Origin of the sequence: Haloferax sp. ATCC BAA-644 (assembly GCF_000336975.1) — an archaeon.
GTDB lineage: Archaea > Halobacteriota > Halobacteria > Halobacteriales > Haloferacaceae > Haloferax > Haloferax volcanii.
The window spans coordinates 146,565-166,055 of the sequence record NZ_AOLF01000013.1 but is presented as its reverse complement, the minus strand read 5'-3'; the positions used below and the strand labels follow the sequence as shown (position 1 = coordinate 166,055).

The 19,491-nt window shown below is 69.0% G+C and carries 22 protein-coding genes; 9 read left to right on the top strand and 13 right to left on the bottom strand.

Annotated features, from left to right (window positions below; translation table 11 throughout):
* Window positions 1-30: 30 nt before the first annotated feature.
* From C458_RS04550 to gatC, 4 genes are all read right to left on the bottom strand, one after another.
* A complete protein-coding gene (locus C458_RS04550; RefSeq protein WP_008573606.1) occupies window positions 31-1,692 on the bottom strand; it encodes a TrkH family potassium uptake protein in 1,662 nt (553 codons plus the stop codon).
* Window positions 1,692-2,372, bottom strand: coding sequence for a TrkA family potassium uptake protein (locus tag C458_RS04545; RefSeq protein WP_008573605.1), 681 nt, complete (start codon window positions 2,370-2,372; stop codon window positions 1,692-1,694). Before C458_RS04545 ends, C458_RS04550 begins: the two co-directional genes overlap by 1 nt.
* Window positions 2,373-2,479: 107 nt before the next feature.
* Complete coding sequence (gene gatA, locus C458_RS04540) at window positions 2,480-3,751, bottom strand: Asp-tRNA(Asn)/Glu-tRNA(Gln) amidotransferase subunit GatA (RefSeq protein ID WP_008573604.1); 1,272 nt, start codon at window positions 3,749-3,751, stop codon at window positions 2,480-2,482.
* Window positions 3,752-4,030 (bottom strand): Asp-tRNA(Asn)/Glu-tRNA(Gln) amidotransferase subunit GatC, encoded by a 279-nt coding sequence (gene gatC / locus C458_RS04535; protein WP_004064004.1) that lies wholly within the window; start codon window positions 4,028-4,030, stop codon window positions 3,752-3,754.
* Window positions 4,031-4,276: 246 nt separating this feature from the next.
* Between gatC and C458_RS04530 the strand changes: the two genes are divergently transcribed.
* On the top strand, window positions 4,277-5,233 hold the full coding sequence (locus C458_RS04530; protein ID WP_004043889.1) for a transcription initiation factor IIB family protein: 957 nt from the start codon (window positions 4,277-4,279) through the stop codon (window positions 5,231-5,233).
* 118 nt (window positions 5,234-5,351) lie between these two features.
* Window positions 5,352-5,834 carry an NUDIX hydrolase gene (locus C458_RS04525; RefSeq protein ID WP_008573603.1) on the top strand — a complete coding sequence of 161 codons (483 nt, stop codon included), beginning with the start codon at window positions 5,352-5,354 and terminating at the stop codon, window positions 5,832-5,834.
* Between the two features lie 21 nt (window positions 5,835-5,855).
* Here the strand turns inward: C458_RS04525 and C458_RS04520 are convergent, their stop codons facing one another.
* Window positions 5,856-6,947 carry an asparagine synthase-related protein gene (locus C458_RS04520; protein WP_008573602.1) on the bottom strand — a complete coding sequence of 364 codons (1,092 nt, stop codon included), beginning with the start codon at window positions 6,945-6,947 and terminating at the stop codon, window positions 5,856-5,858.
* On the bottom strand, window positions 6,947-7,630 hold the full coding sequence (locus C458_RS04515) for a PHP domain-containing protein (protein ID WP_008573601.1): 684 nt from the start codon (window positions 7,628-7,630) through the stop codon (window positions 6,947-6,949). Before C458_RS04515 ends, C458_RS04520 begins: the two co-directional genes overlap by 1 nt.
* Window positions 7,631-7,872: 242 nt before the next feature.
* Here C458_RS04515 and purL point away from each other — a divergent pair, with 242 nt between their 5' ends.
* On the top strand, window positions 7,873-9,981 hold the full coding sequence (purL, locus tag C458_RS04510; protein ID WP_008573599.1) for a phosphoribosylformylglycinamidine synthase subunit PurL: 2,109 nt from the start codon (window positions 7,873-7,875) through the stop codon (window positions 9,979-9,981).
* Window positions 9,982-10,032: 51 nt separating this feature from the next.
* Here purL and C458_RS04505 read toward each other — a convergent pair whose 3' ends face one another.
* The 3 genes from C458_RS04505 to C458_RS18365 all read right to left on the bottom strand — a co-directional run bounded on the left by C458_RS04505 (window position 10,033) and on the right by C458_RS18365 (window position 11,540).
* The gene (locus C458_RS04505) at window positions 10,033-11,004 is read right to left on the bottom strand and encodes an NADPH:quinone oxidoreductase family protein (protein ID WP_008573597.1); all 972 of its coding nucleotides are present in this window, start codon (window positions 11,002-11,004) and stop codon (window positions 10,033-10,035) included.
* Window positions 11,005-11,099: 95 nt separating this feature from the next.
* The gene (locus C458_RS18370; protein ID WP_008573594.1) at window positions 11,100-11,267 is read right to left on the bottom strand and encodes a hypothetical protein; all 168 of its coding nucleotides are present in this window, start codon (window positions 11,265-11,267) and stop codon (window positions 11,100-11,102) included.
* A 117-nt stretch (window positions 11,268-11,384) separates the two neighbouring features.
* Window positions 11,385-11,540, bottom strand: a complete 156-nt coding sequence (locus tag C458_RS18365) for a hypothetical protein (protein ID WP_008573592.1) — start codon at window positions 11,538-11,540, stop codon at window positions 11,385-11,387.
* Window positions 11,541-11,727: 187 nt separating this feature from the next.
* On the opposite strand from C458_RS18365, the gene hisF reads away from it, so the two are divergent.
* Window positions 11,728-12,540, top strand: coding sequence for an imidazole glycerol phosphate synthase subunit HisF (gene hisF, locus C458_RS04500; protein ID WP_008573591.1), 813 nt, complete (start codon window positions 11,728-11,730; stop codon window positions 12,538-12,540).
* A 153-nt stretch (window positions 12,541-12,693) separates the two neighbouring features.
* Window positions 12,694-13,254 carry a DUF1684 domain-containing protein gene (locus C458_RS04495; protein WP_008573590.1) on the top strand — a complete coding sequence of 187 codons (561 nt, stop codon included), beginning with the start codon at window positions 12,694-12,696 and terminating at the stop codon, window positions 13,252-13,254.
* 63 nt (window positions 13,255-13,317) lie between these two features.
* Here the strand turns inward: C458_RS04495 and C458_RS04490 are convergent, their stop codons facing one another.
* The gene (locus C458_RS04490; RefSeq protein WP_004043899.1) at window positions 13,318-13,608 is read right to left on the bottom strand and encodes a DNA-directed RNA polymerase subunit L; all 291 of its coding nucleotides are present in this window, start codon (window positions 13,606-13,608) and stop codon (window positions 13,318-13,320) included.
* 26 nt (window positions 13,609-13,634) lie between these two features.
* The gene (locus tag C458_RS04485) at window positions 13,635-14,633 is read right to left on the bottom strand and encodes an MBL fold metallo-hydrolase (RefSeq protein ID WP_008573589.1); all 999 of its coding nucleotides are present in this window, start codon (window positions 14,631-14,633) and stop codon (window positions 13,635-13,637) included.
* A 166-nt stretch (window positions 14,634-14,799) separates the two neighbouring features.
* Here C458_RS04485 and C458_RS04480 point away from each other — a divergent pair, with 166 nt between their 5' ends.
* A complete protein-coding gene (locus C458_RS04480; RefSeq protein ID WP_008573588.1) occupies window positions 14,800-15,945 on the top strand; it encodes a J domain-containing protein in 1,146 nt (381 codons plus the stop codon).
* Window positions 15,946-16,047: 102 nt separating this feature from the next.
* A complete protein-coding gene (locus C458_RS04475; protein ID WP_008573585.1) occupies window positions 16,048-16,722 on the top strand; it encodes an MBL fold metallo-hydrolase in 675 nt (224 codons plus the stop codon).
* Between the two features lie 403 nt (window positions 16,723-17,125).
* Here the strand turns inward: C458_RS04475 and C458_RS04470 are convergent, their stop codons facing one another.
* Together C458_RS04470 and C458_RS04465 are read right to left on the bottom strand one after the other, a co-directional pair.
* Window positions 17,126-17,752 carry a uracil-DNA glycosylase family protein gene (locus C458_RS04470; protein ID WP_008573583.1) on the bottom strand — a complete coding sequence of 209 codons (627 nt, stop codon included), beginning with the start codon at window positions 17,750-17,752 and terminating at the stop codon, window positions 17,126-17,128.
* 150 nt (window positions 17,753-17,902) lie between these two features.
* Window positions 17,903-18,376, bottom strand: a complete 474-nt coding sequence (locus tag C458_RS04465) for a DUF5793 family protein (protein ID WP_004043906.1) — start codon at window positions 18,374-18,376, stop codon at window positions 17,903-17,905.
* A gap of 141 nt (window positions 18,377-18,517) precedes the next feature.
* Between C458_RS04465 and C458_RS04460 the strand changes: the two genes are divergently transcribed.
* A complete protein-coding gene (locus C458_RS04460) occupies window positions 18,518-18,886 on the top strand; it encodes a cupin domain-containing protein (RefSeq protein WP_008573581.1) in 369 nt (122 codons plus the stop codon).
* 94 nt (window positions 18,887-18,980) lie between these two features.
* Window positions 18,981-19,478, top strand: a complete 498-nt coding sequence (locus C458_RS04455; protein ID WP_008573579.1) for a hypothetical protein — start codon at window positions 18,981-18,983, stop codon at window positions 19,476-19,478.
* The last annotated feature ends 13 nt before the right edge of the window (window positions 19,479-19,491 follow it).

Genomic DNA, 19,491 nt, shown 5'->3' with positions numbered 1-19,491 from the left:
CGGAAACTCGGAATTCGCGTCCGCGTTTACTCAGGGATTCAGCCCGTAGATGGCCGACCGGGCGAACACCAACACCGGGATGATTTCGAGGCGGCCGACCCACATGTTAAAGAGGAACATCGCCTCGGCCCACGGATTCATCCACGGGCCGGTGATGCCCGTCGAGATGCCGACGTTGCCCTGTGCGGACGCGACTTCGAACAGCGCGTCGGCGTAGGTGAACTCCGGTCCGGCGAGGTTCGCGAGGAGGACGCTCGACCCGACGAGGAGCAACAGCCAGAGCATCGAGACGATGGCCGCCTCGGAGAACTCGCGGTCCATCTCGGTCCGCGAGAGGCGGCGGCCGTTCATCTCGATGTTGACGACCGCGCTCTCGGGGAGGAAGACGCGGGAGAACTGCCAGCGGATGCCGCGGGAGATGGTGTAGCCGCGGATGATTTTGATGCCGCCGACGGTCGACCCGGCGGCCCCGCCGAGGGTCATCGCCCCCGACAGGAGAATTTTCCCGCCGTCTGACCACGCGCCGAGCGGCGCGGCCTGAAAGCCGGTGCAGGTGAGCGCGCTCACCCAGTGGAACGCGGCGTCGCGGACGGCGTCCGCCTGCGCCCCGCCGACGACGCCCGAGAGTCCGAAGTAGTCCGCGGTCTCGACGAACGCCGACCCCGCGGTCGCCGGGAGGCTGACGAGGTTCTGGACGGCGAGCGCGACCGCGCCGACGACGAAGAGAACGAGAAGCCAGCGTGTCTGGAGGTCGGCCCAGAGGCGGTCGACGTCGCGCTTTTTCAGGACGGCGTAGTGGACGGGGAAGGCGATTGCGCCAAGCGCCATAATGGGGAGCAACACCGTCTCGATGAGCGGCGAGTCGTACGTGCCGATGGAGCCGTCGGTGACGGCGAACCCGCCGGTCGAGAGCCCGGTCATCGCGTGGTTGAGCGCCTGCCACGCGACCTCCCACAGCGGGAGCGTCGCCCCGTAGTCGCTGGCGCGGATGGCGACGAAGAGGACGACCACCGACAGGAGCGTGTAGCCGACGAAAATCTTCCAGACCGTCCGAACGGTCGAGACGACGCTCGGGTGAATCTTCTCCTCTCTGGCCTCGCCGCGGTACAGCGCGTAGCTCCCGCTGCCGGGCCGCGAGAGGATGGAGACGGTGAGGACGATGACGCCCACGCCGCCGACCCACTGGATGAGCGAGCGCCACCACTGAATCGTCCGGGGAAGCGACGGCTCGTGGATGCCCATCGTCAGCCCGCTCCCGGTCCAGCCGCTCATGCTCTCGAACAGGGCGTGCAACGGGTCGCGGAAGTAGACGAGACTCGACTGGGCGTAGTCGACGCCGGCGGGCACGAGCGCCGTGAAGACGCTCTGCGGAGCGAACTGCGCCGTGAGGAAGAAGGGAAGCGACCCGAAGGTGGCCGTGGCGAACCAGCCCGCGGCGGCGATTATCATCCCGTGTTTCATCCGGGGGGCGGGGGCGTCCGCGAACGCCTTTCGCGCGCCGAGTCCGACGAACGCCGTCGCGCCCCCGGCGGCGAGGAACGCGAGCGCGGCGTACCACTCGCGGAAGCCGACCGCGACGAGGACCGAGGCGGTCATCAGGGCCGACTCCATGGCGAGGAGCGACCCCACGTCGCGGCCGATAACCGCGAGGTCGGCGGGCCACCCCGAGACGGTTCGTCCGCGGCGGGGCATCAGTGGTCCTCGTAGTGGCCGAACACGTCAGTCACCTCGGGCGTCGCGCCCTTCGCGGAGTAGACCGTCAGGAGATCGCCCGCGCCGATGGTGGTGTTCCCGCGGGGCGTCACGGGGTCGTCGTCGCCCCCGCGCTCGACGGCGACGATGAGGGTGTCGCCGTCGAGGAGGCTCTCTTGGGCCGCCTCCTGAATCGTCATTCCCGTAATCGGTGCGTCCTCGTCGACGCGGATTTCGAACACCTCGGCGTGCTCACCGATGCGCATGTAGTCGACGATAGAGGGGCGTTTGACCGCCCGGTAGAGGTACTCCGCGATGAGTCGCTGGGGGTTCTCCATCGTGTTGACGCCGATTTGCCGGTAGAGGCTCATGTGCTCGGGGTTGTGGACGACCGAGACGATGTCGGGGATGTCGAGTTCCTTCGCCAACAGACAGACCATGATGTTTGTCGCGTCCTTGTCGGTCGTCGTGATGATGGCGTCGGCGCGGTCCGCGCCGGCCTCGTCGAGCGTCTGTTTGACCGTGGCGTCGTCGTTGAGGACGAGACAGTCGAACGTCGCGGCGGCCGCCTCGGCCTTCGCCTCGTCGCGCTCGACGACGACGACCTCGTTGCCGCCCTCGGTGGCGATTTCGATGAGCGGCGTGCCGATGTTGCCCGCGCCGACGACGATGATGTACATGACGTTCCGGCGTGGGCGTGGGGCGGTGGAAAAACTATCGGCATGGCGTTCCGTCGCTCGAACGCGAGAGAACCGCGTGAGAACCGAACGAGAGCCGCGCGGCCGACTCAGTTCTCGACCGCGGACGCGGCGCGGACGATGGTCTCCTCGCCGAACTTGGGGCCGATGAGTTGGAGGCCGACCGGGAGGCCGTCGGTCTCGCCCGCCGGAACCGAGATGGCGGGGAGGTTCGCGAGGTTCACCGGCACGGTGTTCGCGTCTGCGAGGTACATCTGGAGCGGGTCGTCGAGGCTCTCGCCGAGTTCGAACGGCGGGACGGGCATCGTCGGCGACGCGACCACGTCCACGTCCTCGAACGCCTCGTCGAAGTCCTGTTTGACCCACGCGCGGGCGTCCTGCGCCTTCGCGTAGTACTTGTCGTGGTAGCCCGCGGAGAGGGCGTACGTGCCGAGGAGGATGCGGCGTTTGACCTCGGAGCCGAAGCCCTCCTCGCGGGCGCGGGCGAACGCCTCGTTCCAGTTGCCGTCGTAGCCGCCGGACTTGCCGTAGCGGACGCCGTCGAAGCGAGCGAGGTTCGACGACGCCTCGGACATGGCGATGACGTAGTAGGCGGCGACGGCCTTCTCGACGGAGGGCATGCTGACCTCGCGGTACTCCGCGCCCTGCGCTTCGAGGTCGTCCAGCGCGTCCCAGAACGCCGCCTCGACGCCCTCGTCCGCGCCCTCGACGAACTCGGTCGGGACGCCGATGGTGAGGCCCTCGACGTCGCCGTCGGCGGCCGCGGCGTAGTTCGAGTCCGCGCCGGCGTCGCGGGTCGTGCCGTCTCGGTCGTCGGGGCCGGCGATGACGTCGAGGAGCGCGGCGGCGTCCTCGACGGTCGGCGCGATGGGGCCGATCTGTTCGAGGGAGTTCGCGTAGGCGACGAGGCCGTAGCGCGAGACGAGGCCGTAGGTCGGCTTGATGCCGACGACGCCGCAGAATGCGGCGGGACAGCGGATGGAGCCGCCCGTGTCGGTGCCGAGCGCGAGGTCGGCCTCGCCGGCGGCGACGGCCGCCGCGGAGCCACCGGAGGAGCCGCCGGGGACGCGGGACTCGTCGACGGGGTTCTTGGTCGGGCCGAACGCCGAGGTCTCGGTCGTCGTGCCCATGCCGAACTCGTCCATGTTGGCCTTGCCGACGATGGTCGCGCCGGCGTCCTTCAGGAGTTCGACGACGGTCGCGTCGTACGGCGGGACGTAGTCTTCGAGCATCGCGGAGCCGCAGGTCGTCCGCAGCCCCTCCGTGGAGATGTTGTCCTTGACGGCGACGGTCTTGCCCGAAAGCGGGCCGCCGTCGGAGCCGTCGAGCGTCTCTTTCGTGATGAAGGCGTTCAGCGACATCTACGACACCCGCGGGCCCTTGAAGAAGCCGTCTTCGGTCTCTGCGGCGTTCGACAGCGCCTCCTCTTGGGTGAGGCCGTCGCGGACCTCGTCGGGGCGCATCACGTTCACCAGTTCGTCCTCGCGGTCGACTTCGGGGACCTCGTCGAGGGCGTCGAAGTAGCCGAGGATGTCCGCGAACTGCGCCGCGAACTCCTCGACCTCGTCCTCGTCGAGGTCGACCCGCGCCAACTCGGCGACGTGTCGAACCTCGTCGGCGTCGACGGGCGTATCGCTCATGTATCGGAGGAATGGGAGACCGGGAGTAAGAGTTTCGGTGTGGGTCGTTTCGTCCGGTCCCCGGCCGAGACCGCCGGCGAGACGGCCGGCTCCGACCGTGCGAACACGGCTCATTCCGTCCTCTCGTCGCCGTCAGATATAAGTAACGAGGGTCAATACGAATAGACGGAGAACGACCGTTCCCAGTTGCTTCTCTCGCACACAATGACAGAAAGTGTCCGACGTTTCACGACCGGTAACGCGCGCGTGCGCAATGAGAATACGAAAGATACCGAGCAGACCGACACCGAGCGGGAGCAGACGCCCACGTGTCCCGAGTGCGGCTCGGAGAGTCTCGTCTCCGACACCGAACACGGTGAGACGGTCTGCGACGACTGTGGCCTCGTCGTAGAGGAAGACGAAATCGACCACGGCCCCGAGTGGCGCGCGTTCAACTCCTCGGAGAAAGACGAGAAATCCCGCGTCGGCGCGCCCACGACGAACATGATGCACGACAAGGGGCTGTCGACCAACATCGGGTGGCAGAACAAAGACGCCTACGGGCGCTCGCTGTCGTCGCGCCAGCGCGAGAAGATGCAACGGCTTCGAACGTGGAACGAGCGGTTCCGCACCCGCGACTCCAAGGAGCGCAACCTCAAGCAGGCGCTCGGTGAAATCGACCGCATGGCCTCGGCCCTCGGGCTTCCGGACAACGTCCGCGAGACCGCCTCGGTCATCTACCGCCGCGCGCTCGACGACGACCTACTGCCCGGTCGCTCCATCGAGGGTGTCGCCACCTCGGCGCTGTACGCCGCCGCACGGATGGCCGGCACCCCGCGCTCGCTCGACGAGATTACGAGCGTCTCGCGCGTCGAGAAGGACGAAATCGCCCGCACCTACCGCTACGTCGTCCGCGAACTCTCGCTCGAAATCAAGCCCGCCGACCCCGAGCAGTACGTCCCGCGGTTCGCCAGCGACCTCGGCCTCTCCGACGAGTCCGAGCGGCGCGCCCGACAGCTCTTGAAGAACGCCAAAGAACAGGGTGTCCACTCGGGCAAGTCGCCGGTCGGCCTCGCCGCCGCCGCCGTCTACGCGGCCTCGCTTCTCACCAACGAGAAGGTGACGCAGAACGAGGTCTCCGAGGTCGCCAACATCTCCGAGGTCACCATCCGCAACCGCTACCACGAACTCCTCGAAGCCGAAGAGCAGGTCCAACTGCCCTAACTCGGCCGGTCCGTTCGTCTGTTTCGTCCCGCTCGGTTCCGCGGTTCCGTTCCGTCCTGTCTCGCTCCGTCCCGCCTCGTTTCGCAACAGCCATGCCGCTCGCTCCGGAGCCACAGCCATGGAGACGACGCGACATTTCACCTCGACCGTGTACATCGTCAACGACGGCGCGGTGGCGCTCCACCGACACGAGCGCCTCGGCATCCGCATCCCGCCGGGCGGGCACGTCGACCGCGACGAACTCCCCCACGAGGCCGGCCTGCGTGAGGTCCGCGAGGAGACGGGGCTCGACCCGGAACTCGTCGACGACACGCCGTCGGTCCCCGCGCCCGCCGGCCGAGCGCTCCCCCAGCCTCGCCAGCAGATGCTCTACGACATCAACGTCCACGGCGACGGCTCGGTCGGCCACCAGCACATCGACCACGTCTTCTACGCCCGCGTGGACTCCCGCGACATCGACCCCGCGCCGGGCGAGGCCGACCCCGAGGTCTGGGCGTGGTACGACGAGTCCGACCTCCGCGAGAGCGATATCGACCCCGACACGGTGCAGTTCGCGCTGGAGGCCATCGAGGTCGTGCGCGCCGACGAGCGAGAGAGATAGCGGGGACCCCGCGACTTCGACCTACTCGACGAGCGATTCGACGTACTGCTGGACGTGGTTCTCCATCCGCCGCTTGAACCCCGCCTGCCGCGCGAGCCGGTCGAGTTCGCGCGAGGCGTAGGTGCCGTACTGGACCGCCTTCTTGTCCGCTTCCGCGACCGACTCGGGGAGCACGCCGCTCGCAGCCTCCCTGAGCGCGACCTTCCGCCGGTCGCCGTCCACGAGTAACTCTCCGGGGAGCGGGAGCGCAGCCGAGACAACCCGGTCGTGGAGGAGCGGCGCGACGGGGTCGACCCCGGCGGCGCGGAGGACGAGCAGGTCGCGTTCGAGCTGGTCGGGGAGCGTGAGAATCATTTCGCGGGCGGCCCCGCGGACGGTTTCGGCCTCGACGCGCGGGTCGTCGGGGGCCTTCTGGACTTTGGCGTAGCCGCCGAACAGTTCGTCCGCGCCCTGCCCGACCGCGAGGCGGTCGTAGCCGTCCGCGGCGACCCGCTCCGCGAGCAGGTACAGGGGCAGGACGATTTGCACGTCCATCGGGTTCGTTCGGCCGAGCGCGGCGACGATTTCCGGGACGGCGCGTTCGAGCGCCGCGTGAGTGAGTTCGACCACGGTGAGGTCGCGGTCCATCGCGTCGGCGGCCTCGCGGGCGGCGGCCACGTCGTGAGAGCCCTCGAAACCGGCGACGTAACAGGGGGCGTCGGGGACGCCGGCCGCGACGACCGCCGAATCGACGCCGCCGGAGAAGGCCACGGCGAGGCCGTCGTCGTCCACCGACCGGACCGATTCGAAGACCGCGTCGCGGACGCGGTCGAGCGCGGCGTCGCGGTCGGTGGCGGCCGGCGGGTCGGGAAGCGACCAGACGCGTTCGTCGTCGCCGGCGGCCTCGCCGGTCGTCCCGCGGGCGTGACCGGCGGGGACGGCGACCGGGTCGTCGAGGTCGCGGTGGTCGAACGACCACCGCTCTGGGTCGGCGCGCTCGGAGAAGAGCGGTTGGCGACCGAGCACGTCGCGGACGAGTCGGCCGTCGAGTTCGCCCGCGAAGCCCGCGGTTCCGGGAAGCGGGTCGCGCTCGGTAAGGGCGCGCCGGACGAGGTCGGGGGACGCGCCGCGCATCAAAAGAGGTCCGTCAGGGCGTGTTTCAGGCGCCGGGTCGCGCCGCCCGCGGCCTGCCGGAACGAGATGCGCCACGGGGTCTTGTTGCCGACGACGCTGGTTCGCCCCTCGGCGACGGCCGAGAGGATGGCGTCGGCGCTTCGGGTGTCGGTTCCGACCTCGGTGACGGCCTGTCCGACCATCTCCGCGATGTGGGCGTCGCTGCCGGCGGTCATCGGGAGGTTCCGGCGCTTGGCGAACCGCTCGGCGCGCTGGTTGGCGATGCCGGTGAGGAGCCGCGAGTTGTAGATTTCGATGGCGTCGGCGCTGGCGAGCTGCGCGCTGGAGATGTGCGGCGCGACGCCGTGGCGCGACTTCTGAAACGGGTGCGGGATGACGGCGATGCCGCCCGCGTCGCGGATGCGGTCGAGCGTCTCGTCGTACGACAGCCCCGCGGGAATCAGCTCCTCGACGCCCAAAGCGAGGACGTGGCCCGCGGCGCAGGTGACCTCCATCCCGGGGATGCCGACCAGCCCGTAGTCGGCCGCGAGCTCCGCGGCTTCGAGGCTGGCGTCTATCTCGTCGTGGTCGGTCACGGCGAGGGCGTCCAAGCCGACCGCGACCGCCTGTTCGAGGAGGTACTCGATTGGGTCCCGCCCGTCGTAGGACAGAGACGAATGCGAGTGCAACTCGACCGATAACACACCGTCTCCTAACGATGGAGGCTAAAAAAGCGCCCCGGTCCCGGTGTGATTGGCGTGTGGACCTCACGCACGGTGGTCGACGGGCGTTCGGGGCGACCCGAGCCGGTCCGGGACGGTCCGAGTCGTCGTCGTACACGCCCACGCGAGCCGGATGCGAGGGGCGACGGCGATTTCGACCATGTTTTACGCACGTTCGTGCACATAGAAAGGGTTTACAATGTGCGTTCTGACCATACCAGTGAATGACGCTTTCCGACGCGGACCGCGACCTCGTCGTCGCCGAGCTCGGTCGAGACCCGACGCCGGCCGAGGAGATACTCTTCGAAAACCTCTGGAGCGAACACTGCGCCTACCGGTCGTCTCGCCCGCTTCTGTCGGCGTTCGACTCCGGGGGCGACCAGGTCGTCATCGGCCCCGGTGACGACGCGGCGGTCGTCGCTCTGGACGACGACACCTACATCACGCTCGGTATCGAGAGCCACAACCACCCCTCCTACGTCGACCCCTACGACGGCGCGGCCACGGGCGTCGGCGGCATCGTCCGCGACACCCTCTCGATGGGCGCGTACCCCATCGCGCTGGCCGACTGCCTCTACTTCGGCGACTTCGACCGCGAGCACTCGCGGTACCTCCTCGACGGCGTCGTCGAGGGCATCGCCGACTACGGCAACGCCATCGGCGTCCCGACGGTGACCGGTTCGACCTCGTTCCACGAGAACTACGAGGGCAACCCGCTCGTCAACGTCGCCTGCGTCGGCCTGCTGTCGGCCGACCGCCTCGTCACGGCCGAAGCCCAGGAGGCCGGCAACAAGCTCGTTCTCGTCGGCAGTTCGACCGGCCGAGACGGCCTCGGCGGTGCGTCCTTCGCCAGCGAGGACCTCGCGGAGGACGCGGAAACCGAAGACCGGCCCGCGGTGCAGGTCGGTGACCCCTACACGGAGAAACTGCTCATCGAGTGCAACGAGGCGCTCATCGACGAGGACCTCGTCGAGTCCGCCCGCGACCTCGGGGCCGCCGGCCTCGGCGGCGCGTCCTCCGAACTCGTCGCCAAGGGCGGCTTCGGCGCGGAAATCGACCTCGAGAAGGTCCACCAGCGCGAGCCGAACATGAACGCCTTCGAGATTCTCCTCTCGGAGTCCCAAGAGCGCATGTGCTACGAGGTGACCCCCGAGAACGTCGAGCGCGTGCGGGAACTCGCCGCGCGCTTCGACCTCGGGAGCGCCGTCATCGGCGAGGTCGCCGAGGGCAACTACGTCTGCACCTTCGACGGCGAACCGGTCGTCGACGTGCCGTCGGAGTTCCTCGCGGAGGGCGCGCCGATGAACGACCTCGACTCGGTCGAACCCGAGTCGGCGGAGCGCGACCTCCCCGCCTTCGACCTCGAAGACGCGTTCGAGGCGGTCGTCTCCGACCCCAACACGGCGTCGAAGCGTTGGGTCTACCGGCAGTACGACCACGAGGTCGGCCTGCGGACCGCCCGCCGGCCCGGCGACGACGCGGCGCTCCTCGACGTGCCCGAGGCCGACACGAAACTCGCGTTCACCGGCGGCGCGGACCCCAACTGGACGAGCGCCGCCCCCTACGACGGGGCGCGCGCCGTCGCCTTCGAGAACGCGACCAACCTCGCCGCGAAGGGCGCGTCGCCCCTCGCCACCGTCGACTGTCTCAACGGCGGCAACCCCGAGAAACCCGACGTGTACGGCGGCTTCAAGGGCATCGTCGACGGCCTCGCCGACATGTGCCGGGCGCTTTCGGTCCCGGTCGTCGGCGGCAACGTCTCGCTGTACAACGACTCCGTCTCCGGCCCGATTCCGCCGACGCCGACGCTGGCGATGGTGGGGAAGGCCGACGGCTCCTCGCCCGGCCTCTCGCTTTCGGGCGAGGGCGACCTGTTCCTCGTCGGCCGCTCCGGCGGCGCGCTCGGCGGCTCGGCGGTCCTCGAACACGCCGGCGGCTCCGACGCCTTCCCGGCGCTCCCCGCGGACGCCGACGCCGCGACGGCGGTCGAGACGATTCGGGCCGTCGCCGCCGACGAGTCCACGGTCGCCGTCCACGACGTGAGCCACGGCGGCCTCGCGGTCGCGCTGGCCGAGATGGTCACAGACGACGTCGGCGCGGACGTGTCCGTCTCCGACTACGTCTCGCTGTTCGAGGAGACGCCCGGTCGCGTCGTCGTCGAGACGACCGACGAAGCCGCGCTGCGCGACCTCGCGGGCGAGGTGCCCGTGGTCGAACTCGGAACGACGACCGACGACGCGACGCTCTCGCTTACAGTCGACGGCGACGAGGTCGCCTACGCCGCGGGCGACATCGCAGCCCTGCGCGACGTGCTCGCCCGCGAACTCGACTGAGCCGAAACCCGGACTGAACGAAAAACGCGGTCCCGCGTCGCGCGACGCTCGTTACGGTTCGAGGACGACTTTTCCGCTGCTCTTTCTGTCCTCGATGTACTCGTGGGCCGCCGCGGCGTCTTCGAGGTCGAACGTCTCGCCGACGACCACGTCGAGTTCGCCCGCGGCGAGCAGTTCGGACAGCTCCGGCACCGCGCCGAGAATCGATTCGGGGCGCTGCTCCATGGCGCTGCCGAGGTGGAAGCCGATGACGGACTTGTTCTCGAACAGCAGGCGCGTCGGGTCCGCCGCGGCAGAGTCGCCGGAGGCCGCGCCGTAGGTGACGAGTCGGCCGAAGTCGGAGAGGGCGTCCAGACTGCGCTCGAACGTCTCGCCGCCGACACCGTCGAGGACGAGGTCGACGCCCGCGCCGTCGGTCTCGTCGGCGACGATCTCGCGGAAGTCCGCCTCGGTGTACTGGATGCCGTGGTCGAGACCGAGGTCGGCCGCGAGGTCGAGTTTCGCCTCGGTGCTGGCCGTTCCGAACGTCTCCGCGCCGGCGTGGGAGGCGAGCTGGACCGCCGCGGTGCCGACGCCGCCGGCGGCCGCCTGAATCAGCACGCGCTCGTCGTCGTCGAGGTCGCCCCACTCGTGGAGGCAGTTGTAGGCGGTGAGGAACTGGACGGGGAAGCCGGCGGCCTCGGCGAACGACATCGACTCGGGCACGTCGAACAGCGTCGGGGCCGGCGTGGTGACGGACTCGGCGTACGCCCCGCCGCCGGTCATGGCGACGACGCGTTCACCGACCTCGCGGTCGACGCCCTCGCCCACCGCGTCGATGGTGCCGGCGGCCTCCATCCCCGGCGTGTACGGCGGTTCCGGGCCGTCTCGGTAGGTCCCGCGCCGCTGCATGATGTCTGCGAAGTTGATGCCGGCGGCTTCGACGTCGATGCGGACCTCGCCCGGAGCCGGTTCGGGCGTTTCGGTCTCGCGCAGTTCGAGGCTGTCGGTGCTCCCGTACTCGGTGACGACGATAGATTTCACACCGGCCGTAGCCGCGGGGGCTTGAAAAGGGGAGAGAACGCGGAAGTTCGTGCGGGTTGCCGGTTCCAAGCGGTCTCGACCGGTTCTGGGCGCGCTTACGCGAGCGCCAGCGGGATGCCGAACGTGACGACGAGGCCGACGACGAAGACGAGGACGCCGGTCGTGACTTGACTCATCGAGAACTCCTGCATCGGGGAGGTGACGCGGCCTTCTTGTTCGCCTTCGTGGTGGTCGTCGTGTCCGTGGTCGTGGTCGTCGCTCATACGCGGGGCGACGGGTTCGCGGTACAAAAACGCACCTAACCGTCGTCCGCGAGCCCCACCACTGCATCGCTTGCGACCGGTCTCGCGGGCTGGCGGGCGGGCGTCGCGCCGGACGGGTCAGGACCGGTACAGGTACAGCACGACCAGAAACACGAGCGCGAGCGGGAGGAACGGAATCGCGGCGTCGAGCGGGACAAACAGCGCCACTATCGCGGCCATCACCACGAACTCGACGACCACGAGCAGGCTGAGGAGTTCGGCTGAATCCGGCATCGTTCGAATCGGAACCCGTGTCGGGCTTTTCGCGGACGGGTCATCAAGCTGACTCCACACCGGGACCAGCCGAGGCCCGAGGGGGTCTCGCGGTCATCGGACGACTCGGAGAAGTGGTCGGCGTTCGGCCACCACCTGCCGTAGTCGAAACGGTGAAACGGCTCTTTCGCAAACAATCCGGTAGCGAATGCTCACGAAGCGCATCATCCCCTGTATCGACGTCGACCTCGACGAGGACGGGAACCCCGCGGTCTACACCGGCGTCAACTTCGAGGACCTGAAGTACACCGGCGACCCGGTCGAGATGGCCAAACGGTACAACGAGGCGGGCGCGGACGAGTTCGTCTTCCTCGACATCACCGCCTCCGCCGAGGGGCGGGCGACGATGCTCGACACCGTCTCGAAGGTCGCAGACGAGGTGTTCATCCCGCTGACGGTCGGCGGCGGTATCCGCACACGCGACGACATCAAAGAGACGCTCCGCGCCGGCGCGGACAAGGTCTCTATCAACACCGCGGCGCTCCAGAACCCCGACCTCATCGAGGAGGGCGCGCGCTCCTTCGGCAGCCAGTGTATCGTCATCTCGGTGGACGCCCGCCGGCGCTTCGACGAGGAGGGCGAGCACTACGCCGAGGTCGACGGCGAGTCCTGCTGGTTCGAGTGCACCGTCAAGGGCGGCCGCGAGGGAACCGGCGTCGACGTGGTCGAGTGGGCCAACGAGGCTGAGTCCCGCGGCGCGGGCGAGCTGTTCATCAACTCCATCGACGCCGACGGCACGAAAGACGGCTACGACATCCCGCTGACGAAGGCCGTCTGCGACAGCGTCTCGACGCCCGTCATCGCCTCCTCCGGCTGCGGCGGCCCCGAGGATATGTACGAGGTGTTCACCGAGGCCGGCGCGGACGCCGGGCTCGCCGCCTCCATCTTCCACTTCGACGAGTACACGATTCGAGACGTCAAGGAGTACCTCGACGAGCGCGACGTGCCGGTTCGCCTGTAAGCCCCGCCTCCACAGCCGTTCTGTGCCGCCTCTCTTCGTCTCTCTTTTCGCGCCCCGTTACCGACTCTACACACCGATTCCGTTCGCCGGTCGTGCGCCGCTCGCGCAGTCGAAACCAATCTTAACCCGCCGGCGCGTCGTATCTCGACCGAGATGACAGACGACGCGTGGCTCGACGCCCTCCGCACGCACCGCGAACAGAAGGACCGCTATCTCGCTGGGGACCGCAACTCACCGATTCCGCCGGACCAGCGGGAGTTTTTCGACGGCCTCGACTACTTCGACCCCGACCCCGACCTCCGGTTCGAACTCGAACTCCGGGAATACGACGACCCCGAGCGCATCACCATCGGTACCTCGACCGACGGCGAGCGCGAGTACCTCGCGTGGGGGCGCTTCGAGTTCGAGGTCGACGGCGAGTCCTACGCGCTCGACGCCTACCGCGCCGACGCCGACGAGGACCGCCTGTGGGTTCCGTTCCGCGACGAGACGAACGCCGAGGAGACGTACGGAGCGGGTCGCTACCTCGACCTCGAAGCCGCGGACCGGACCGACGACGGTCGCTGGGTGGTCGACTTCAACGACGCGTACAACCCGTTTTGCGCCTACTCGCCGCGCTACGAGTGCCCGCTGGTTCCGATGGAAAACTGGCTCGAAGTCCGCATCGAGGCCGGCGAGAAGGACTACGAAGGGCCGGGCGGCGGCGACGAGTAACCGAAGCCGAGAACTGAGAGACGCGCCGCTCGCGGCCGGAAGAAACGAGAGAGAACCCGCAGATTACGCGTCGATACCGGCGCGGTAGGCGTCGGTGAAGTCGTCGGCGGTGCGCTGGACGCCGCGGGCGGCCTCCGCGAGCGCGTCGAGGGGGTCGACGCCGGACTCCGTCTTGATAGAGAGGACGGGGTCCGTCTGTCCGCCGGACTGTTCGGGGTTCACGTCGTAGGTCGCGGCCGTGACGGTGTCGGTCTGGAGGAGTTCGCCCTTCAGGACGTTCATGAAGGTGTGGTCCTCGCCGCCGATTTCGATGCGGAGTTCCTCGTCGGTCTTGTCGATGACCCGCAGTTCCATGGCTCTCCGTTCCCTCCAGCGGCGTTTTAACGTTTCGTCTCGGGGACCGCGACCAGTTCGTCGAAGTCCGGGTCCGCGTCGAGGAGTTCGTATCTGTCCTCGCCGTCCGGGGACGCGACGACGCCCTCGGCGACGAGGTGGTCGAGGTGGGCGAACGCCTCGCCGGGGCCGTGGAGGATGTGGATGTCCGAGAGGTCGCCGAACAGGCGCGCGCTCACGGTCCACGCGTCGGCCGGGCCGTGGTCGTCGAGGACGGAGACGACGCGCTCGGTGCGCTGGCGGTGGTGCTCCGCGATGACGCGCGCCCGGCCGGCGGGGTCGGAGATGGGGTCGCGGTGGCCGGGCCACGCCCGCTCGAAGTCGAGGGCCGCGAGGCGCGCGAGGTTGTCGAGATAGGTTTCGAGGGGGCGGTCGACCCGCAGGTCGGCGCCGCCGACGTTCGGGGTGTACTTCGGGAGAATCGCGTCGCCGACGAACGCCTCGCGACCCGCGCCGGGTTCGCCGTCGAAGGCGAAGGCGCTCAGGCCGGCGGCGTGGCCGGGGAGGTGGACGACTTCGAGTTCGCCGTCGCCGGCGGCGATGCGGTCGCCGTCCTCGACGGGCGTCACGTCGACGCGGTCGCCCCGGAGGTCGTCGTGGCCGTCGAGGAACGCGGTCACCTCAGCGAGCGGTTCGTCGGGGATACGCCACTCGTCGAAGCGGCGCTCGCGAATCGAGCGCTCGGCCGCGACCGCGTCGGGGTCGCCCGCGACGATGCCCGCGTCGTCGGCGTGGACGTAGACCGGCGCGCCGCTCTCGGCCTGGAGTTCGCCCGCCAGTCCGGCGTGGTCGGCGTGCCAGTGGGTGAGGACGATGGCGTCGAGGTCCGCAACCCCGTACCCGGCTGCGTCGAGTCCCTCGCGGAGGTCGCGGCGGACCGAGTCGGTCGCCACGCCGGCGTCGACCAGCGTCGGTCGGTCGCCGGGGAGGAGATAGGCGTTGTTGAGGCCCTCGAAGACGGTGTTGCCGAGCCGTATCCGTTCCATGCGGCCACCTGACCGCCGAGGTGCATGATTATTCCGAATGGTCGCGGGGGAGCGGCGTCCCGCGGTTTGTCGCGCGCTCGCCGGCACACGGTCGGTTACCGGCTCGATTCGCCGGGCGAACGCCCGGTACATTCAAAGGCCGGCGTCGCATCGAATCGCACGTCGAATGCCGGTGGACTTCTACGAACTCCTCGGGGTCGAACGCGACGCCGAGACGGCGGAGATAAAGCAGGCCTTTCGTCAGCGCGCTCGGGAGTACCACCCCGACGTCAACGACGACGAGCGAGCCACGGCGCAGTTCACCGTCGTCCGGAAGGCCTACGAAGTCCTCACCGACGACGCCGAGCGCGCCGACTACGACCGGATGGGCCACGGGGCGTACGTCGAAAAGCGCCTCGACGGCCTGACGAAGTTCAGATACCCCGGCAAGGCCGACGAGCAGGCCGGGTCCGGCGGCTCTGGAAGCGCCGACGCCGGCGGGCGGTCAGGTTCGTCGCGGTCCTCGACCGGCCGGTCGTCCTCGTCCACATCGTCCTCCTCGTCTTCTTCCGGTCGGTCGTCCTCCTCGTCGTCCCGGTCGTCGTCCGGGCGCGCATCGTCTTCGTCTTCGACCGCGAATTCGTCGCGGTCGGGTCGGTCGCGCCGCTCGGGGTCGGCTTCCTCGTCGCGCGCCTCCGGGTCGCCGTCGCGGACTACGGGCGCATCGCAGTCGTCGGCCGCGAGCGGGGCGTCGCGCGGCCGCACTCGAACCTCGGGGTCCGGTCGCTCTGGTCGGACCGGGACGACCGGCCGGTTCGAACGCGAACGCGACGGCTCCGAGCCGGCGTCCGCGTCAGCGTCCGGGGAGACGAACCCGCTTTGGTACGGGTGGGGCGTTTCGCTCCTCGCGCTGCTCGCGTATCTCGGCGGCTTGGCGTGGCACCTCGCGGGCGACGGCACGGGATTCGTGACCGCGCTCGCGTCGCTCGACACCGCCGCGCCCGCCTCGGCGCTTCTCGCGTCGTCACCGCTGTCGGTGCCGAGCCTCGCCGCTTTGCGGACCGCGGCGGCGACGCCGACGGTGGTCGTCCTCCCGGTCGCGGCGGCGCTCCTCGCGGTTTCGGTCGCCGGAGTCATCGCCCGGTTCGGCCACGCGTGGACGACGTGGGGCTACGCGCTCGCGGCGGCCGTCCCGCTGGCGCTCGTGGTAGCCGGCGCGGTCGGCGTCGGCCGCCCCGTCGCGGTCGACCTCCTCGGCTTCGTCGTCTGCCCGCTTCTCGGGGGCGGCGGGTTCGTCGTCGACGCCGGGTGGTATCTCTTCGCCTCGCGATAGCTGGCGCGGTGCGGGGCGTCCCGGCAGGCGGTCCCCTCGGAAGTCGCGGCGTGCGGGCCGCCCTCGCCCACGATTTTTGTCGCCCGCGCCCGACGGGCCGGTATGGCCATCCCGACCGACTCGGTCCGGCGGTTCCGACTCCGCGGCGTGAACGCGTACCTCGTCTCCGACGGCTCGGAGACGGTGCTCGTCGACGCCGGGACGCCGCGGGACCGCGACCGACTCCTCCGCGGCCTCGCCCGCTCCGACCTCGACCCCGGCGCTATCGACCGGGTGCTCGTGACGCACTTCGACCTCGACCACGTCGGGACGCTCGCGTCGCTCAGCCTCCGCGACGACGTGCCGATTCACCTCGCCGAGCCGGACGCCTCGCACCTGACCGGCGCGGCGAAGCCGTCGCCTCGCTCGCTGAAAGGCGTCGCACAGCGCGCGCTCGCGGCGTTCGTCGAGCGACCGACGAACCCCGTGGAGGTCGTCCGCGACGGCGACGAACTCGGCGGCTTCGTCGCGTACCGGACGCCGGGACACACCCCCGGCCACACCGCGTTCGTCCACGAGGACCACGGCGTCGCGTTCGTCGGCGACATGGTCCGCGAGTCGAACGGGAGCCTCGGGCTGCTGCCGGGCATCCTCGCGACCGACGCCGCGGAGAACAGGCGAAGCGTCCGCGAGTTCGCGGCGCGCTGCCCGCCGGTCGACGTGGTCGCCATGGGACACGGCGAGCCGGTCACTGAGTACGGATACGGCGCGCTCAAGCGACTCGCGGACAAACTCTAATCGGAGCGCGGTCGCTTTCGGCGCGCGATTCTCCGTGACGAGACGCCGAGCTATCGCTCGTGTCTGAGTTAAGAGCGGGGACCGCGGCCGAGCGCAGGTCCCCGGACTGACCAAGCCACTGTGAGGAGCACCAGTCTCACAGCTGCCTGACGCGCCCGGCGGAAGTGAATCGAACCACGCGCGTCAACACCACGTTGGACACTAGTTGTAAAAAGTCCTTTGTTATCGCCAATTAGAACCACGGCCTCCAGAACGACTGGATAAATATGCTCTTATGTGATTCATTTAGCCTCATTAACTGGACACCCAGTAACCTTCATGGTTGTTACTGGACGAACGGACGCCAGAATGGTGAAGAATCTATCGAATCCGCGGACGAGAGTCGAACGCGGCCGAAAATACGCTATCTGACCAGATACGGGTCCGCTCCGGGCATGAAGCGGCCGAGGTCGGACTCGCGGCGGAAGTCGGTCGACTGAAGCTCCAGCAGACCGGCGACGAGTTCGTCGTGGTCGCCGTCGTCCCACTCGGCGGGGTCCTTGATGGGCAACACGAGGAAGCCGCTCCCGCGGAGTTCCTCGCCGTGGAGTGCTTCCATATCCACCTCGGTCTTCCAGCCGACCGACGTGTAGTTGTTCAGGACGTGCTTCGTCGCCACCGCGCCGACCGGCAGGAGGACGTGCGCGGCGATGGCGCGGAGCTCCGCGTCGAAAAAGCGCTCCATGTCGGTGTAGTCGGCCGCCGACGGCGTGCCGTCCGGCACGCACATATGCAGATACGAGAAGAACGTGCTGTTCACGGTCGGTTCGTCGCCGGCCTCGGCCAGCAACTCGCCGTCTTCGAGCGCCGGGAACAGCTTCTCGCCTGCGCCCCCCGCGAAGGGGACGCCGGTCTCGATGCCGCCGTGGACGCCGGGGTGGTCACCGATGACGTGGAAGTCGGCGTTGGCGTCGCCGTAGCCGGGGACGTACCGGTCACACGACGGTCGCATGTCGAACGGGTTTCTCGTGCGGTCGGTTACGTTTCTCACGGTACTCTCTGTGGGAGCGGTCGGTAAAGAAGACGTGGTTCGGCCCGATATCGTACACGAACGAGCGTGAGGAACGCATCGAGAGAAAACGTCGTCCGCGCTGTCGACCGTCGACCGTCGACCGTCGACCGTCGACCGACGGGCTCCGGCTCAGAGTTCGACGCCGGAGGGGATGAGGCTCTGGCTCCGCAGGAGCGTCCCGTCGCCGTCGTAGACGAGGAACGTCGATTTCTCGAAGGTCTCGAAGTGGTCCCCCTCGATGGCCACGTCGACGCGGTAGCGACCCTCGTCGTCGCCCGCGGCGCGGCCGTACTCGCGGGCCGCGCGGATGAAGTCGAGCACGTCGTCGGCGCGGGCGTTGAGTTCGAGGACGTAGTCGCCGGTCAGTCGGTCCGTCACGCTCACGACGCCGCGGGCGTCGTCGGCGTCGACGGAGTCTTGCAGCCGAAAGGAGACGTCCAGTTCCTCCGCGGCGAGCACGTCGCCGCTGGTCGAGAGGAACCGCGACCGAAGCTCCTCGGCCGGGCCGTAGAAGTCGATAGATACCGTCGGTTGGCGGGGGTCGCCGTCGTCCTCGTACCAATCGACATCGCGGACATCGAGTTCGAAGTAGTCACGCCGCATTCCGTACCGTTGGTTGTACTGCGCCGCCTATTAACGTGACGCCGCCCGAAGCGTGGTTCCGGCGTCGAAACCGGCCGATTACGCCGGTTCGACGCGCGCTCGGCACAACGGTTATCGGCCGCCGCCGCGAGCGAACCGGATATGGAACCCGTCAACCTCGACGAGAGCTTCGCGTCGTTCGACGAGACGTGGGCCCCGCGAATCGCCGCGGAGCTGAACGACCACGCGGTGAAAGTCGCGAAACTCGACGGCGAGTTCGTCTGGCACGCCCACGACGACACCGACGAACTGTTCCTCGTCCGCGACGGACGGCTCCGAATCGAGTTCCGCGACCGCGACGACGCGGACCTCGGCCCGGGCGACCTCCTCGTGGTCCCCCGCGGCGTCGAACACCGCCCCGTGGCGCTCGAACCGACCGAAGTGCTGCTCGTCGAACCGACCGAGACGCTCAACACCGGCGACGCAGACGAGAGCGACCTGACGCACGGCGACCCCGAACGGCTCTCCTGAGGGTCGACCGGGCGCGTCCGCTCCCGTCCTGCCGCCCCACTGGCGCACCCCGGACCGTCGGTAGTTTTTACCTATCAGACCGTGCGATTGTCCTATGGTCTGGGTCCGCTCCGAACACGCGGGTGCGCTGGCCGTCGTCTCGACGTGGCTCTGTGCGCTCCTCCCGTGGAACGTCACGTACACGCCGAACCTCTCGGGCGTGAGCCTGCTTTTCGTCCGGTTCCCCTTCGCGGAGGTGCAGTTCTCGTGGGGCCTGTCCAACCGTGTCGCGATGAGAAGCCCGCTGTCCGCGCTCTCGCTCCAATCGGGGCAGACCGTCGCCGTCGCGTATCAGGCGTGGGTCGTCGGCGCGGCCGTCCTCGCGCTCGCGGTCCTGTTTTCGCTCGTCTACTACCTGCGCGACGAGCGGGTCGAAGCCGGCCCGGTCGACCCCGTTCGGGTGCTCGGCGGCCTCCTCGGCGTCGCCGGCGTCGTCCTCGCCGCCGCGACGTACCTCCTCGTGACGCGCGGGATTCCGGGGATTCCGCTCCCGCTCGGCGTCGTCATCTCGCTCGTCCTCGCCGGCGTCCTCCTGACCGTCGACCGGACCTGACGGCGAGTCGCGA

Excerpts from the sequence above, each read along its gene's own strand:
- C458_RS04550 (WP_008573606.1), bottom strand. The coding sequence starts at position 1,692 with ATGCCCCGCCGCGGACGAACCGTCTCGGGGTGGCCCGCCGACCTCGCG.
- C458_RS04545 (WP_008573605.1), bottom strand. The coding sequence starts at position 2,372 with ATGTACATCATCGTCGTCGGCGCGGGCAACATCGGCACGCCGCTCATC.
- gatA (WP_008573604.1), bottom strand. The coding sequence starts at position 3,751 with ATGTCGCTGAACGCCTTCATCACGAAAGAGACGCTCGACGGCTCCGAC.
- gatC (WP_004064004.1), bottom strand. The coding sequence starts at position 4,030 with ATGAGCGATACGCCCGTCGACGCCGACGAGGTTCGACACGTCGCCGAG.
- C458_RS04525 (WP_008573603.1), top strand. The coding sequence starts at position 5,352 with ATGGAGACGACGCGACATTTCACCTCGACCGTGTACATCGTCAACGAC.
- C458_RS04520 (WP_008573602.1), bottom strand. The coding sequence starts at position 6,947 with ATGCGCGGCGCGTCCCCCGACCTCGTCCGGCGCGCCCTTACCGAGCGC.
- purL (WP_008573599.1), top strand. The coding sequence starts at position 7,873 with ATGACGCTTTCCGACGCGGACCGCGACCTCGTCGTCGCCGAGCTCGGT.
- C458_RS18370 (WP_008573594.1), bottom strand. The coding sequence starts at position 11,267 with ATGAGCGACGACCACGACCACGGACACGACGACCACCACGAAGGCGAA.
- C458_RS18365 (WP_008573592.1), bottom strand. The coding sequence starts at position 11,540 with ATGCCGGATTCAGCCGAACTCCTCAGCCTGCTCGTGGTCGTCGAGTTC.
- hisF (WP_008573591.1), top strand. The coding sequence starts at position 11,728 with ATGCTCACGAAGCGCATCATCCCCTGTATCGACGTCGACCTCGACGAG.
- C458_RS04495 (WP_008573590.1), top strand. The coding sequence starts at position 12,694 with ATGACAGACGACGCGTGGCTCGACGCCCTCCGCACGCACCGCGAACAG.
- C458_RS04490 (WP_004043899.1), bottom strand. The coding sequence starts at position 13,608 with ATGGAACTGCGGGTCATCGACAAGACCGACGAGGAACTCCGCATCGAA.
- C458_RS04485 (WP_008573589.1), bottom strand. The coding sequence starts at position 14,633 with ATGGAACGGATACGGCTCGGCAACACCGTCTTCGAGGGCCTCAACAAC.
- C458_RS04480 (WP_008573588.1), top strand. The coding sequence starts at position 14,800 with ATGCCGGTGGACTTCTACGAACTCCTCGGGGTCGAACGCGACGCCGAG.
- C458_RS04475 (WP_008573585.1), top strand. The coding sequence starts at position 16,048 with ATGGCCATCCCGACCGACTCGGTCCGGCGGTTCCGACTCCGCGGCGTG.
- C458_RS04465 (WP_004043906.1), bottom strand. The coding sequence starts at position 18,376 with ATGCGGCGTGACTACTTCGAACTCGATGTCCGCGATGTCGATTGGTAC.
- C458_RS04460 (WP_008573581.1), top strand. The coding sequence starts at position 18,518 with ATGGAACCCGTCAACCTCGACGAGAGCTTCGCGTCGTTCGACGAGACG.
- C458_RS04455 (WP_008573579.1), top strand. The coding sequence starts at position 18,981 with ATGGTCTGGGTCCGCTCCGAACACGCGGGTGCGCTGGCCGTCGTCTCG.